This window comes from Mesorhizobium sp. B283B1A, from assembly GCF_020165735.1.
Lineage (GTDB): Bacteria > Pseudomonadota > Alphaproteobacteria > Rhizobiales > Rhizobiaceae > Mesorhizobium > Mesorhizobium opportunistum.
Map to the genome: position 1 here is coordinate 102,004 of NZ_JAIUIQ010000014.1, position 14,562 is coordinate 116,565.

At 62.5% G+C, this 14,562-nt stretch carries 14 protein-coding genes; 1 reads left to right on the top strand and 13 read right to left on the bottom strand.

All coding sequences use genetic code 11. The features are described 5' to 3' along the window. Positions 1–95: 95 nt before the first annotated feature. Positions 96–1,379: an aspartate aminotransferase family protein gene (locus LB577_RS14575; protein ID WP_224687207.1), complete on the bottom strand. Its 1,284-nt coding sequence runs from the start codon at positions 1,377–1,379 to the stop codon at positions 96–98. Positions 1,380–1,479: 100 nt separating this feature from the next. Between LB577_RS14575 and LB577_RS14580 the strand changes: the two genes are divergently transcribed. Then, on the top strand, positions 1,480–2,241 hold the full coding sequence (locus LB577_RS14580) for an SDR family NAD(P)-dependent oxidoreductase (RefSeq protein ID WP_224687208.1): 762 nt from the start codon (positions 1,480–1,482) through the stop codon (positions 2,239–2,241). A 244-nt stretch (positions 2,242–2,485) separates the two neighbouring features. On the opposite strand, the gene LB577_RS14585 is transcribed toward LB577_RS14580, so the two are convergent. From LB577_RS14585 to LB577_RS14640, 12 genes are read right to left on the bottom strand one after another with little or no spacing between them, the layout of a single operon-like run. Continuing rightward, positions 2,486–2,740 carry a cytochrome C oxidase subunit IV family protein gene (locus LB577_RS14585; RefSeq protein ID WP_224687209.1) on the bottom strand — a complete coding sequence of 85 codons (255 nt, stop codon included), beginning with the start codon at positions 2,738–2,740 and terminating at the stop codon, positions 2,486–2,488. Then, positions 2,737–3,375, bottom strand: a complete 639-nt coding sequence (locus tag LB577_RS14590) for a cytochrome c oxidase subunit 3 (protein ID WP_224687210.1) — start codon at positions 3,373–3,375, stop codon at positions 2,737–2,739. Before LB577_RS14590 ends, LB577_RS14585 begins: the two co-directional genes overlap by 4 nt. After that, on the bottom strand, positions 3,375–5,015 hold the full coding sequence (ctaD, locus tag LB577_RS14595) for a cytochrome c oxidase subunit I (protein ID WP_224687211.1): 1,641 nt from the start codon (positions 5,013–5,015) through the stop codon (positions 3,375–3,377). Before ctaD ends, LB577_RS14590 begins: the two co-directional genes overlap by 1 nt. After that, complete coding sequence (gene coxB / locus LB577_RS14600) at positions 5,012–5,971, bottom strand: cytochrome c oxidase subunit II (protein WP_224687212.1); 960 nt, start codon at positions 5,969–5,971, stop codon at positions 5,012–5,014. The genes ctaD and coxB overlap by 4 nt, the downstream gene beginning before the upstream one ends. Then, positions 5,968–6,723 (bottom strand): SCO family protein, encoded by a 756-nt coding sequence (locus LB577_RS14605; RefSeq protein ID WP_224687213.1) that lies wholly within the window; start codon positions 6,721–6,723, stop codon positions 5,968–5,970. The genes coxB and LB577_RS14605 overlap by 4 nt, the downstream gene beginning before the upstream one ends. After that, a complete protein-coding gene (locus LB577_RS14610) occupies positions 6,720–7,211 on the bottom strand; it encodes a hypothetical protein (RefSeq protein WP_224687214.1) in 492 nt (163 codons plus the stop codon). The genes LB577_RS14605 and LB577_RS14610 overlap by 4 nt, the downstream gene beginning before the upstream one ends. After that, positions 7,204–8,343 carry a hypothetical protein gene (locus LB577_RS14615; protein WP_224687215.1) on the bottom strand — a complete coding sequence of 380 codons (1,140 nt, stop codon included), beginning with the start codon at positions 8,341–8,343 and terminating at the stop codon, positions 7,204–7,206. Before LB577_RS14615 ends, LB577_RS14610 begins: the two co-directional genes overlap by 8 nt. Beyond that, complete coding sequence (locus tag LB577_RS14620; protein WP_224687216.1) at positions 8,340–8,882, bottom strand: c-type cytochrome; 543 nt, start codon at positions 8,880–8,882, stop codon at positions 8,340–8,342. Before LB577_RS14620 ends, LB577_RS14615 begins: the two co-directional genes overlap by 4 nt. After that, positions 8,879–9,406, bottom strand: coding sequence for a DUF3341 domain-containing protein (locus LB577_RS14625; protein ID WP_224687217.1), 528 nt, complete (start codon positions 9,404–9,406; stop codon positions 8,879–8,881). Before LB577_RS14625 ends, LB577_RS14620 begins: the two co-directional genes overlap by 4 nt. Beyond that, a complete protein-coding gene (nrfD, locus tag LB577_RS14630) occupies positions 9,403–10,794 on the bottom strand; it encodes an NrfD/PsrC family molybdoenzyme membrane anchor subunit (RefSeq protein WP_224687218.1) in 1,392 nt (463 codons plus the stop codon). The genes LB577_RS14625 and nrfD overlap by 4 nt, the downstream gene beginning before the upstream one ends. Continuing rightward, the gene (locus LB577_RS14635; RefSeq protein ID WP_224687219.1) at positions 10,787–13,771 is read right to left on the bottom strand and encodes a TAT-variant-translocated molybdopterin oxidoreductase; all 2,985 of its coding nucleotides are present in this window, start codon (positions 13,769–13,771) and stop codon (positions 10,787–10,789) included. The genes nrfD and LB577_RS14635 overlap by 8 nt, the downstream gene beginning before the upstream one ends. Further along, positions 13,755–14,411 carry a cytochrome c3 family protein gene (locus LB577_RS14640; protein WP_224687220.1) on the bottom strand — a complete coding sequence of 219 codons (657 nt, stop codon included), beginning with the start codon at positions 14,409–14,411 and terminating at the stop codon, positions 13,755–13,757. Before LB577_RS14640 ends, LB577_RS14635 begins: the two co-directional genes overlap by 17 nt. Positions 14,412–14,562 lie beyond the last annotated feature (151 nt).

Sequence of the window (14,562 nt, forward strand, 5' to 3'; positions counted from 1 at the left end):
CGCCATCGTCCCCTGCCCGACCCTGGGCTATCCCGGCAAGTCCAGTGGCCAGCCCGCACTCGATGCCTGGCAGTTTCAACCAGGTTCGGGACATGTCAACTCGCCTTGCCTGCCTGATGCAGCAGCTCGCGGGCGCGTGGCATCGCGGCATCGAAACGATCCATGATGTCCCGGCAGGTTTCGTAATCCAGAAGAACGCCAGGCTTCCATTGCAGCACCCGCTTGTCGAGCGACGAGAAAATCGCCCACACGCCCTGCTCGTAGAGTGCACGCGAGAAGAACACGGCGCCTTCCGGATGATTGCTGAACTCCAGGCCGAGGATCACGCCTTTCTGGCGCACCCCGGTGAAGATATCGCCGTGACGAGCCTGCATCTCACCCATGGCCTGCGCCATGAACTCGGTCACGGTGCCGACATTGGCCACCAGTTCAGGCCGCTGCAGCATCTCGATGACCTTGTGAGCAACGACACAGCCGAGTTCGGCCCCGCCGGTGGTCGAAATGTGGGCCGCCCCGTCCTCGTTGAGCCAGCCTCCGGCCCTGTCGTTCACGAGCGTCGCGCTGATCGGATAGAGGCCGCCGGACAGGCCCTTTGCCGTCACCATGATATCCGGCTGGACGCCATAGGCCTGCCACCCCCACATGCTGCCGGTCCGCATCAGGCCGGTCTGGACCTCGTCGGCGATGTACATCACGCCATGCTTTTCGCACAGCGCCTTGCAGACGCCGAGATAGCCGTCCTTCGGCATCGGGAAGCCGTATGTGGCGGGGATCGTCTCCATGATCAGCGCCGCGACGTCTTCGCCCTTCAGCGCCTGCTCCATGGCGTCGATATCGTTGAAGGGAACCTGGATAAACGTCTCCGGCTGGTCGGAAAGAAAGATCTTGGTGAAGCGATCGTCGCCGGTCGCCACCGCGAGCCCCGAATGCCCGTGATAACCCTTGATGATTGACACGACCTTGCGCCGCTTGGTGGCATAGCGAGCGCTCTTGATGGCGATGTCCACCGCCTCCGCGCCGCCCGGCGCGAAGATCGCATATTTCATTCCCGGTGAGACATTGACCAGGGATTCGGCCAGCGCCGTCCGCGCCACGGAGGGAAACCAGTGGTTGCCGATATCGAAATAATCGAGTGCGCTCTTCAGCGTCTCGACCAGTTCCGGATTGCGGTGACCGAGATTATAGGTGCCGCCATTGAGGTGCAGGTCGATCAGGCGGCGGCCCGACATGTCGTAGAGGAAATAGCCTTCCCTCCTGCCGATCACCAGATCGATCCCGGCTTTCTGCCAGAACCTGGTCTTGTCGGGATTCCAGAAACGGATTGCCTTGTCGAAAAAATCCTGCTTCGACTCGAACTTGAAGGGGCCGAAGTCGTACATGCCTGTTTTCCCCAGAGGTTGATCGGCGCGCACCCAAGCTTGGGGGGCTCGTCCGCCGGATGATGCAGGATTGCGGGCCGGCGAGAAAGGGGACTGAAAGATGATCCTGAAGGACAGGACCGCGATCGTCACCGGGGCGGGATCGGGCATCGGCAGGGCGGCAGCGCTGCTCATCGCGCGCGAGGGTGCGGTGGTCGGCGTGACGGACCGCAGTGCTGACGGCGCGAACGCGACCGTCGACCAGATTGTTGCTGCTGGTGGCCGGGCGAAAGCGCTTGTGTTCGACCTGACCGACGATCAGGCGCTTGAAGCCGGTTTCCGCGATTTCATCGACACACAAGGCGGGATCGACATCCTGCACAATCATGCCGGCGTACAGGTAGAGGGTGACGTGCTGGGTGTGAGCGTCAAAGGCTTCGACACGTCCTGGACACTCAACGTGCGGGCTCACTTCCTCGGTGCCCGCATCGTCATGCCCTTCATGAAAAAGGCTGGTCGCGGGGTGATCCTCAACACGTCGTCGAGCTCCGGCGTGCTCTACGACCGCGAGATGATCGCCTATACGACGACCAAGCACGCGGTGATCGCGATGACGAAGCAGATGGCGGGCGACTATGGCCGGTTCGGCATTCGCGTCAACGCGCTTTGCCCCGGTTGGGTGGATACACCCTTCAACGGCCCCTTCATCGCACAGATGGGAGGACGGGAAGCCATTGAAGCCTACATCCGCGAAAAAGTGCCGCTTGGTCGTTGGGCCAGCGTCGAGGAAATCGCGGAGGCAGTGCTGTTTCTTGTGTCCGACCGGTCCTCGTACATGACGGGCCAGATTCTGGTTATCGATGGCGGAGAGACGGTGATCTAGGCGTGGGCTCGCGAGATTGTCTCGGCAGAATTTTCTACACAAAATCAATCGTTAACGGATTATTTGCTAGCCCGCATCTCTCGTATGATCTCACTTGGGGCAGTGGGCCCGGCTTCATCGCCGATTGAATCGGGATTCCCAAGAATGAGCAAATCAGATTCGACCTGTTCGGCATGCTGCTGAGAGCGGCGATGCAGCCGGCGGCCTGAGGTCAGACGATCCCGGCCGGCGGGTCGCAAGCATCTCACTGCCCCACCAACGTCAAGCCGAACAGAATGGCCAGCCACAGGCCCGTCGCGGCAACGGCGAGGCGCGGCAGGACATCTTGTCTTGCCAGTTGCATGAACAAAATGGCTATCACGATCGCCTTGGCCGCGGCGATCACCAGGTTGAGGGCAGAGTTCAATCCACCAAGTTCGACCAACGACGACCCGACCGTCAGACCCAGCAAGGCCAGGAGCCCTAGATAGGCGAAGGTCAGTTTGCGAAATTCGCTCATCGGTTGATCAGGTAGAGAACGGGGAACAGGAAAACCCAGACGATATCGACGAAATGCCAGTAGAGGCCGATGGCGCGCACGCGACGAAGCCGGTTCGCTTCCGTCGCCCGCGACCAAAGCACCAACATGCCGGCAATGACAACGAGACCGCCAACGAGATGCAATGCGTGCAGCGAGGTCATCGCGAAATAGAGGCTGAAGAAGAATTCGGCATGCGCGGGATCCGGCCCATCGTAGGTGAACGGGGCGCCAAGCACCGGAGCGACGCCTTCGCGGAACTCCGTCGTATATTCCGCTGCCTTGATACCAAGGAAAGCGACGCCCAGCAGCGCTGTTGCGGCCAGCGACCAGGCCGCCGCACGCCAGCGGCCAGAGCTGGCCTGGAGGTGTGCCAATGCCATGGCGAAACTGGAGGTAATCAACACCGCCGTGTTCAACGTGCCGAGCGGCAGCGAAAGGTGTTGTGACGCGGCGGCGAAGGCTGGCCCGTAGCTGATCCTCGCGATGAGGAACACCAGCAGGATCGCGCCGAACAGCATCGCTTCAGAACAGATGAAGACCCACATGGCAAATGTATCGGCCGACCGCTCGCGGGCCGGTGTGTCGAACGCGACGCTTTCATTCGACGCAGCCATCAGGCCTCCTCCTTGTGCGGGCTGAATCTTTCGTGCTGCAGCCCCTTCATGGCGTAGTCATAGGCCGGTCGGCTGACCTTTGGCATGGTGTCGAAATTGTGCGGTGGCGGCGGCGAAGCAGTCTGCCATTCGAGCCCCGTGGCGCCCCATGGATTGGCGGGCGCGCGTGCGCCGCGAAACATCGACCAGCCGAGATAGAACAGCGGCATCAGATAGCCCACCGCCAGTACAACGGCGCCAGCCGACGACAGGACATGCCAGAACTGGAACTCCGGCGGATAGGTATGATAGCGCCTTGGCATGCCGAGGAAGCCGAGCACGAATTGCGGAAAGAAGGTGAGGTTGAAGCCGAGGAAGGTGACCGTCGCTGCAATGCGTCCCCAGGTCTCGGAATACATCCGGCCGGTCAGCTTCGGCCACCAGAAATGCAGTCCGGCCATATAGGCCGTCACCATGCCGCCAACCATGATGTAGTGGAAATGGGCGACCACGAAGTAGGTGTCGTGGACATGGACGTCGATGGCGAGTGCCGCCAGGAACAGACCGGCCAGGCCGCCGAAAGTGAACAGCGCCAGGAAAAACAGCGCGTAGAGCATCGGGGTTTCAAACGTGATCTCGCCCTTGCGCAGCGTCAGGCTCCAGTTGAACACCTTGATCGCCGAGGGAATAGCGACACAAAACGACAGGAACGAGAACAGCACGCCGGCATAGGCCGACTGGCCGGAGACGAACATGTGGTGGCCCCAGACCAGGAAGCCAAACACGGCGATCGCCATCGAGGACAGCGCGACCGCCTTGTATCCGAACAACGGCCGTCGGCTGAAACAGGGCAGCACCTCGGAGACCACGCCCATGCCGGGCAGGATCATGATGTAGACGGCCGGATGCGAGTAGAACCAGAACAGGTGCTGGAACAGCAGCGGATCGCCGCCAAGCGCCGGGTTGAAAATGCCGATGCCGAACACCCGCTCCAGCACGATCAGGATCAGCGAGGCGGCGAGCACGGGTGTCGCCAGCACCATCACCAGGGCGGTGGCATACATCGTCCAGACGAAGATCGGCAGACGAAACCAGGTCAATCCCGGCGCCCGCAGCGTGTGAACGGTGACAATGAAATTGATGCCGGTCATGATCGTCGAAAACCCAACGATGAAGACGCCGAGCGCTGCCATCGACACGAAGCCATTGGCGTAGAGCGTGGAGAGCGGCGTGTAGAAGGTCCAGCCCGTATCGACGCCGCCGGCAAGCACGGAAGCCAGGGCAAACAGGCTGCCCAGCATGAACACATACCAGCTCGCCAGATTAAGCCTTGGAAAGGCAAGATCCCGCGCGCCGATCATCAGCGGCAAAAGGAAATTGCCGAGCGTGGCGGGGATCGATGGCACCAGGAAGAACCAGACCATGATGATGCCGTGCAGCGAGAACAGCCGGTTGTAGGTGTCATCGGACACGAGGTCGCCGGCAGGCGTCGCAAGTTCGACGCGGATCAGAACGGCAAACGCGCCGCCGAGGAAGAAGAAGGCGGTGAGTGAAATGAGGTAGAGCCAGGCGACGCGCTTATGGTCGGTGGTCAGCAGCCACGCGGCGGGACCGGCACCCTCTCCCAGGTAACTCGACGGCCTCAATGTCTCGGTGCTCATTGAACTGCCCCGCTCTTTGTCGCCGCCCGAGGCGAAAGAGATTTGAGATAGGCAAGCAACATCTGCATCTCACCCTCATCGACCACGCCGTCGAAACTCGGCATCACTGGATCGTAGCCGGCAGCGATTTCCTTTTTCGGGTTGAGGATGGAATCGCGCAAATAGCGGTCGTCGGCTATGACCGTCTGCTGGTTGGCCAACGCCACCGGCCGTCCGAAGATGCCGGCCAGATCCGGTGCCCTCACCTTGCTGGAGTTGCCGTGGCAGCCTGAACAGCCAAGCGCGCGAAACAGCTTTTCGCCGTCGGCGGCAAGCGTGTCGCCCTGACCTTGGTCGCCAAGCCACGCGGCGTAGGCTTCCGGTGGCATCACCGTCACCCAGCCGCCCATTTCGGAATGCTGTGTCCCGCAATATTGCGCGCAGAACAGATGGTAGCGACCAGGCTCGTCGGCGATGAACCAGACATGCGTTGTGCGTCCCGGCACGGCATCCTGCTTGACCCGGAAGGCCGGCACGAAGAAGGAGTGGATGACGTCCTGCGATGCCAGCGACACGATCACCGCCTTGCCGACCGGTACATGCAGTTCGTTGATTTCCCGCTGGCCGCCGGGATGACGGAATTCCCACATCCATTGCTTGCCCAGGCCGGCGATCTCGAGCGCGTCGATGGGGGGATGCTCGCGGCGAAGGAAGAGCACGGCGCCCCAACCAAAGATGACGAAGGCAATCAGCAAGCTTGCGACCGTCCAGGTCAGCTCGAGAGGCAGGCTGCGCGTCCGTTCCCCCGTGCGCTCGGCCTTTGAGCCGGCGCGGTATTTGATGGCGTAGAAGACGACGAGGCCAGCCAGAAAAACGCCCAAGGCAAATGTGAAGGCAAGCAAGGTGTAGAACAGCGTATCGACGCTGCCGGCGATCGACGAAGCCTCAGGCGGCGTGAAGGGAATGCCGAAGCTCAAATCCGCCTCCGCCGCGTCAGCATCCACAGGCTCGCGCCGAGCGCCAGGAGAGTCGCGGCCCCCGCCACCTTTACAGCCGCCTCTATCGCCGAGGTGTACTGCCCTTTCGACGCATCGAAGCCGGCGCACAGCAGAAAGACATGGTCAGCGATTGATCCGAGGCGGCCTGCCGATGCTTCAACCAAAGCGAGCTTAAGATCGCGCGGCTCGAAAGTCAGCGCCGGCAGCACTTGCGCAATCCGCCCCTGCGGCGTCAGGGCTATGACGGCGATTGGGTGGACATACTGTGCTATTCGGTCACGCCTATCGAAGGTGATGCCGGCCTCGGCCGCAAGAGCTGCGCCCGCTCCGTCGGCACTGGTCAGGAAGCGCCAGGCTGAAAACTCTCCTGGCGCCGCCGATTGCGCAACCACTGTCTTGGCAGCACTTGCGTCCTGCATGGTTTCGGAGGGATCTATGGAGATGAAAAGCGCCCGGTAACTCTGAGGATCGAGACCCGTCTTGTTCAGGTCGGAAGCCACGGCCTGCTGGGTCACACCGCAGAGGTTGGGGCATTTGTCATAACCGAAGACGACCAGGGCTGGGCGTCCGTCGAGGACGGCGGACAGCGTTGACCGCTCGCCCGACGTATCCTGAAACATACTGTCGACGGCAAGCTGCGCGCCGATCTGCGGCTCGAAAGACGGCCGCTCCGCCGCCTCGACAAAGGTCGAGGTAAGCAACGCTGCCAAAGCCAGGAGCCATCGCCTCATGGCTTTGCCCCGCTGCCACCCGGAACAGTGGACTGATCATCACTCGGCCGGGTACCAGGGCTCTGATCGGCACAATTGGCAAGTTGAGGCGCTCGCGGCACCTGGCTTCCAAGCAGCGCGCAATCTTGCCCCGCCGCCGTGGCTCGCCGAGTCCAGTCCGGCAATCCTTTTGCCGCGATCAGTTTCATCGCGTCGGCGATCGGGATGCGCGCAATGCCGGCATCGCGATCGACCCAGGCGAATTTGCCAAGCTCCAGATCTTCCTGCTTGCGGAATGCCGCAAGGTCGGTTGCTGGCGACCGCTGCAATGCGGGGCTCGCTTCGGAGCTTGTGGTCCCCGCACCCGCCAGCGGCCAGTAAGGTGTCGTGCTGAAAATCACCTTCAGTGCGACCGCGGCCAGCGTCAGGAATACGAGCAGGCCGGCACCAAACAAAAGCAGCACCCTTGGCCGGACATCGCGCGTTTCCGGATGCAAGGCCTTAGCCACGGATCTGCCTCCTGCGCCAGAATGAAATCCGGTCCGGCTCGGACAAGGCCCAAAGGAACCAGGCGCACCACGCGCCGCCGGCCGCGGCGATCGCCGCCAGGTCGGTCCAGGACATCGGTGCGCTGGCAGCCGACAGAGCCGGGCGGATGCGCCAGACGGCATCGAGGAAATGTCCGGCCAGAACCAGCGTTCCAAGTCCGAGCAGGCCCTGATGGCTACGCTTGACCGAACGGTTGAGGAAGCCGGCGAAGGGCACGGCGAATTGCAGCGCGATCAGCAGCCAGAGCAGATATTGCCAGCCATCCCGGCTGCGAAGGACGTACCAGTGGATTTCTTCCGGCAGGTCGCCGGCCCAGATGATCAGCCACTGCATGAAGGACAGGTAGGCCCAGATCAGCATGAAGCCGAAGAGCATGTTGGCGACGTCCTCGCCCAGCGCCGTATCGTCCTCGCCGCCTGGCATCGTCTCGATGGCGCGGCTGGCCGCCAGCACTATCAAAGCCAGTGCAAACGCACCGACGACCTCTGCTGCGGCTTCAAGCATGGCGTAGATGGTCGAGGTTAATTCCGGTTCGATCGACAGCATCCAGTCGATCGCGAACACCGTTACGGCAAGTCCGTGAACGATCAGCCCGATCGCATGGCGACGGCTGGACGGGGGAGCGGAGCGGTCAATGGCGGGTGTTGTCCAACAAAGGGTCAACCAGCCAAGCGCCAGCCAGATCAACGTGCAGGCGATGAAGCGAATGACGAAAAACGGCACGTTGAGATAGGCCAGCTTTTGCCGCACCGTCTCCGGCAGCGCAGCCGGGGCGGTTCCCGCCCACGGGAAGACGAGATCAAGCCGCGCGACAATGGGCAGAAGCAACAGCAGCGCCAACGGCAAAGTGGCGACAATGGCGCGCAAGGGCGCACGCAGCGCCTCGCCCCATCTACCGCCTGTCAACCCATGCACCATCAGGATCGTCATCGCGCCAAGAGGCAATCCGAGCAGGAACAACGAGACCGTGAGCCAGCCGGCCAGCGTGGTGCGTGGTTCGAGGGACAGGCCGGCGATGCACAACAGAACCCCGGCGCCGGCCACCAAGACCGCCGGAGGATAATATCCTGCGGGCGACACGAGCCGCCTCATCGTTCGGCCTCCGCATCGAATTTCGCACGAAGATCGTCGGGCAAGGTGCTGGCAGGCACGTCGTGTGAATATTGCAAAGCCCTGATATAGGCGACGATCGCCCAGCGGTCTTCCGGCGGCACGCGCGCGGCATAGGGAAACATGGCGCCATAGCCATTGCTGATGACGTCGAAGAAATGCCGGTCCGTCGCCTTGCGCAGGGCATCCTGATGATAGCTCGGCGGTGGCGGAAAACCGCGCTGGACCACCATGCCGTGACCGTCTCCGGTGCGGCCATGGCAGGGCGAACAGAAGATGTCGAAGCGTTGCTGGCCGCGCTGGAGCAACGCCAAGGTGATCGGATAGGGAAATTTATCCGGCGTTGCCGTCAGGTCGGCGTCCCTCGTCACGGTGCCGTCGGCCGGCATCCTGGCCGACATGCCGTCCGCGAACTGTGTGCTGCTGGCGAGCGGGTCGTAGCGCGGCTGGTCGGCCATATCCTGCTTGCAGCCGGCGATGACCAGGAGCAGCGGCAAGAGAAGCTTCAGCGCCTTCTTCATGCCTCCACCTCCTCGACCGTTACCGCGCCAAGCCGCGTCAGTTGGGCCTTGGTGATGCCCTTGCGATATTTCGGGTCGGTTGCCTCGACGAGCAGGTAGAACTTCCCACCGCCTGCATAGGTGAAGCTCTTGGCGTTGAAGACCGGGTGATGATATCGCGGCAGACCATTTGCCCACAGCATGCCGCCGAAGCCGGCAAGGGCCGCGCCGAGGATGGCAGCCTCGAAAGCGATCACCGTGAAGGGCGGCCAGGAATGCAGCGGCCGGCCGCCGACATTGATGGGAAAATCAACCTCGACCGAATAGAGGATCAGCGTGTAGACGAACACCGCGCCGGCAACGGCGCCGGCCAGCACCGCCCATGGCAGCCGCGTCTTTCGCATGCCGAGACTATCGGCAAGGCCGCGCACCTCGAATGGCGAGAATGCATCCATGCGCCGATAGCCTTTGTCGCGCATCGTGAGAGCCGCCTCGGACAGCGCGTCCGGATCAGCGAAAGCCGCGATGACACCATAGAGGCTCACGTCGCGCCGCCCTTCTCCTCAGCCAATTCCTCGACCTCGAAGATAGTGATCGCCGGCAGGATGCGGATGAACAGGAAGACCAGCGCGAAGAAGGTGCCTATCGAACCGAACAGGATGCCGAAATCGAGCCAGGTCAGCGATTGCTCGCCCCAGGAAGACGGCAGGTAGTCGCGGCTCGGGCCAGTCACGACGATGACATAGCGTTCCAGCCACATGCCGATGTTGATGACCAGCGCGATCGCGAACAAAAACGGCATGTTGAGCCGCACGCGTCGTACCCAAAGCAGCTGCAGCACGACGCAATTGCAAAACAGCATGGTCCAGAACAGTGGCGCATAGGGGCCGACGGCGCGTTGGACCATCATGGCGCGCTCGTAGGGCCGTCCTGAATACCAGGCAAAGAAGGCTTCCGATGCGTAGCCGTACATGACCACCATGCCCGCGGCGATCATCAGCTTGGCGGCATTGTCCATATGGCGAAGCGTGATCAGGTCTTCGACCGCGAAGGCCCAGCGCAAGGGAATGGCGATGGTCAACACCATGGCAAAGCCGGAGAGCAGCGCGCCGGCGACGAAGTAGGGCGGGAAAATCGTCGAATGGTAGCCCGGCGTGATGGCGAAGGTGAAATCGAGCGCGACAATCGAATGCACCGACACGACCAGCGGCGTCGCCAGCGCGGCCATCAGGAAATACACGGTCTGGTAGCGCGCCCAATGGAAGGCTGAGCCGCGCCAGCCGAGCGCCAGGATGCCATAGAAGACTTGCCCGGCACGCGATTTTGCACGGTCTCGCAGCACACCAAGATCCGGCACCAGGCCCATGTACCAGAACAGCAGCGAGACGGTTGCGTAGGTGGAGATCGCCGCGAAATCCCAGACCAGCGGGCTTCGCCATTGCGGCCAATGCATGTGCGTGTTGGGCAGGGGCAGCAGCCAGTAGAAGAACCATGGCCGGCCGAGATGCAGGATCGGATAGAGCCCGGCCATCGCCACGGCAAACAGCGTCATCGCCTCGGCGAAGCGATTGATCGAGGCGCGCCAGGGCTGGCGTAATAGAAGCAGCACGGCCGAGATCAGCGTGCCGGCATGGCCGATGCCGATCCACCACACGAAGCTGGAGATCATCGTTCCCCAGACGACGGGAATGTCGACACCATAGGCGCCGACACCGACAGAGATCAGATAGGTGATCGAATAGAGAAATAGCAGCACGAGAACGAAACAGGCGAAGAACGCCGCCCAGAAGAACCGCGGCAGCTTGCCTTGCAGAACGATCGCACTGATGCGGCCGCTGATTTCCGGAAAATCATGACGGCCGCGCAGCACCGACGGGCCGGACGGGTTCCCGTTAGCGTTAGCCTTGGCCCTGGCCGCGACCGCCTCAGCCATCGCCGGTCTCCGTGCCAGACTTGCCGGCGATGCGGCCATTTGGATTGGTGATCTTACCGAGATAGGTGGTGCGCGGTCGCGTGTTCAGCTCTTCGAGCAGCGCATAATTGTGCGGCGTACTCTTTTCGCGCACGACTCTTGAGCCCTTGTTGTTGAGATCGCCAAAGCTGATCGCCTCGGTCGGACAGGCCTGCTGGCAGGCGGTCACCACCTCGCCATCGGCGATGTCGCGGTTTTCGATCTGTGCGCGAATGCGCTTTTCGGAAATGCGCTGGACGCAATAGGTGCATTTTTCCATGACGCCGCGCGAGCGCACGGTGACGTCGGGATTGTGCACGGCCTGCTGTGGGCCGGCGCTGTCCTTATCGAAGTCCTGATAGCCGAAGAAGTTGAAGCGACGCACCTTGTAAGGGCAGTTCTGCGAACAGTAACGCGTGCCGATGCAGCGGTTGTAGACCTGTGCATTCAGGCCGTCATGTGTATGGGTGGTTGCGTTGACCGGACAGACCACCTCGCACGGCGCCTTCTCGCAATGCATGCAAGGCACCGGTTGGAAGAAGATGTCCGGATCGTCGACGGTGCCCTCGTAATAGCGGTCGACGCGCAGCCAGTGCATTTCGTGGCCACGTGCTACTTCGTCCGGCCCGACCGTCGGGATGTTATTCTCCGCTTGGCATGCAGAGACACAAGCCATGCAGCCTATGCAGGCCGACTGGTCGATCGCCATTCCCCAGGCTTCCTGGTCATAGCTCCAGTCGGGATAGAGCGACTCCGTCGGAACTGGCGGCACGCCCTCGCGCACGAAATGCGGATTGCGCTTGAAGGCATCCAGCGTGGCGTGGCGCACGATCGCCCTGCCCTCCATCGCCTGATGGTGCTGGGTCGTCACCACACGCGCCGAACCATCGCGCGCGGTCAATACGAGACCATCCGCGGACCAGGGCGCATCGGCGGTCCGCAGCGCAAAGGCATCGTACCCGCCAGCCAGCGCGGCCACCGACCCGATCTTGCGCCCGAAGCCCAGCGACAGCGTCACCGTCTCGTCCGGTTGGCCGGGCGTGATCCAGACCGGCGCGTCGATATCCCTGCCATTGCGCGCCAGGTTGACGGCCTGGCCGTTCTTGAGCCCGAGACGCTCCGCTGTGGCGGGCGAGATCAGCGCCGCATTGCCCCAGACAAGCTTGCTCAACGGCCGAGGCAGTTCCTGCAGCCACGACGCATTGGCATTGCGCCCATCGCGCAGCCAGGGATCTGCGACGAAGCGAACCTCCAGCCGGTCCGCGACAGGCGGTCTTGGCGAAGCGGCGTCAATATCTGACGGCATGGCGATGGCGACAGGGGCAGTGGCACTGTCAGGCACCACGCCATCGCGCAGCGCCTTGCGCCAGCCGTCCTCGTCCATGGCCTTCCACGTCGCACGCACCAATGCCCGCGCGTCGGCATCGTAATCCGCGCCGAGCGCGGCAAGCAGCTGATGCAGGCTCTTGCCGCCAAACAGGGGCTGGATGAGCGGTTGCACGATCGAAGCTGTGCCGTCATAGGCACGGATATCGCTCCAGCCTTCCAGTTCGTGCGCGGCGGGAATGTGCCAATGAGCCAGAAATGCCGTCTCGTCGCGGTAGAGTCCCCAATGGACAAGAAGCTTGAGCCTCGAAAAGGCCTTGCGGACATCGACGTCTGAGGGTGCCGTGTGCAGCGGATTGGAACCGACAACGACGACCGTGTCGATCGAGCCGCCGGCGATAGCCTGGCAAAGCACGGCAAGGTCGCCATCGTTCGGCATGACATCGGGAGGCTCGATGAATTCCAGCGTGTTGCCGATGGCGCCAAGCCCGGCATTCATGGCAAAGGCCACCGAATGGACAAACGGTCTCTGGTGCGCACCGGGCACCACCAGCGCGTTGCGGCCGGCGGTGCGGAGATCATCGACAAGCGCGCTTGTCCAAGCCGGCTCCAGCGGCGACGAGGCGGCCACCGCGTTGCCGTCGTCGACCGCGGTCTTGATCGCCGCCGCAATGCTTTCCACTGCACTCGGCCTGACGGGATGGCGGTGATCCGCCGCGGCGCCCGTGATCGTTGGCGTCGACTCGACGACGTAAAGACGGCTCATCGTGTCCGAGGATTTGCGCACGCGACGCCGTCCCGCGAAATCGCGGGCATAGGCCAGACGACCTGGCCCCTCCCCGAGAAAGTCGGCATCCAGGCTGACGATCACATCGGCGCGGTCGAAATGGTAGATTGGCGTCAGCGCTCTGCCGAACAGCTTCGTCGTCGCCTGCTCACCGGAGATAGCCGCCAGTGGATCGTGCCGGAAGACACGAAGCTTGGGATAGCGTTTCTTGAGCCCCTCGATCTGAGCTTTGGTCGTCGGCGATGTCGTCACCTCGGTCAGCAGAGCGAGGCCTTGTCCGCCTGAGGTGGCCCATCCACCGGCAAGCCCTGCGATGTCCTTCAGAAAGTCATCATAGCTGGCCGGCTCGCCCTGTTTGAGCGGCGTGCGAGATCGCTCGGGATCGAACAGCGACAGCACCGAGGCTTGCATGATGGCATCGGTTGCACCGCGCGATGCCGGGTGATCCGGATTGCCCTCGACCTTGGTCGGCCGGCCTTCATGACACTCGACAACAGCGCCGATGCCGTAGCCATCACTGGAGAGAGCTGTCGCGTAGTTGAGCGGCTTGCCGGGAATGACGTTTTCCGGCTGGCGCACATAAGGCACGATGTGCTCGGCCTCGCTGCAGGCCGTCAGGCCGGCCAGCGACAGCGACGCGCCCATCAGCTTCAACATGGTGCGGCGATCGACAGCCAGAGGCATGCGTTCGGCGATCGCCGGAAACTCGGCTTCGACGAAGCGTTGAAATTCGGCTGTGTCGGCCAGTTCGTCCAGGCTTCGCCATGGTTCATGCCTCGTGCCGGCGAGCCGAAGTGCCGCAAGATCCGAGGCCGAGACCGGCTTGATGTCAGCGGTGGCAGACATAGCAATCCGTCATGGTCTCTGGGTGGATGTCGAGGATGCTGATCAGCGACCGCCTGATCTGTTCGATGTCCCGCGGCGGCTTCCAATGCAGGAGGAAGACATCCTGCGGCGGACGAAGATTGGGGCCGGGATCGCGGTGGCAGCCGAGGCACCATTCCATCGACAGCGAATGTGCCTTTTGCATCAGCGGCATGTCGTCGACTTCGCCGTGACAGGTCTCGCAGGCGACACCCTTGGCGATATGGATCGAATGGTTGAAATAGACGAAATCCGGCACCGAATTGACGCGCAGCCACTGCAGCGGCTGTCCCGAGACGAGGCTCGCACGCACCGGCGCCAGCATCTCGGCATTGGTGAATATTTGCGAATGGCAGGTCATGCACACTTCGGTCGCGGGCAGTCCCGCCGATGCCGACGTCTCGACGCCGTTGTGGCAATAGCGGCAGTCCAGCCCGATCTCGCCGACATGGTGCTTGTGACTGAAGGGGACAGCCTGCGCGATCGGGCGTCCGACGCCGGTGATAAAGCCGGAACGCAAAAGCGCGGTTCCGCCGATGGCGACAAAAATCGCGAAAAAGCAAACGCCCCACAACACAAAGCGGGCAATCCCATTGGCATTGCTGGAAAAAACCTGCGGCATCCCCTGGCCGATTTGCGTGGAGACAGCTTTTGGATTGAGCGCTTAACGGGGGCGATGCAGCAAAGGTTCCGCCAGCGCGACCGGCTCACAAAATGGTGACCCCAACCCGAGGCTGAAAAATAGACAAGCCCGCAACCATGGGGAATGGCCT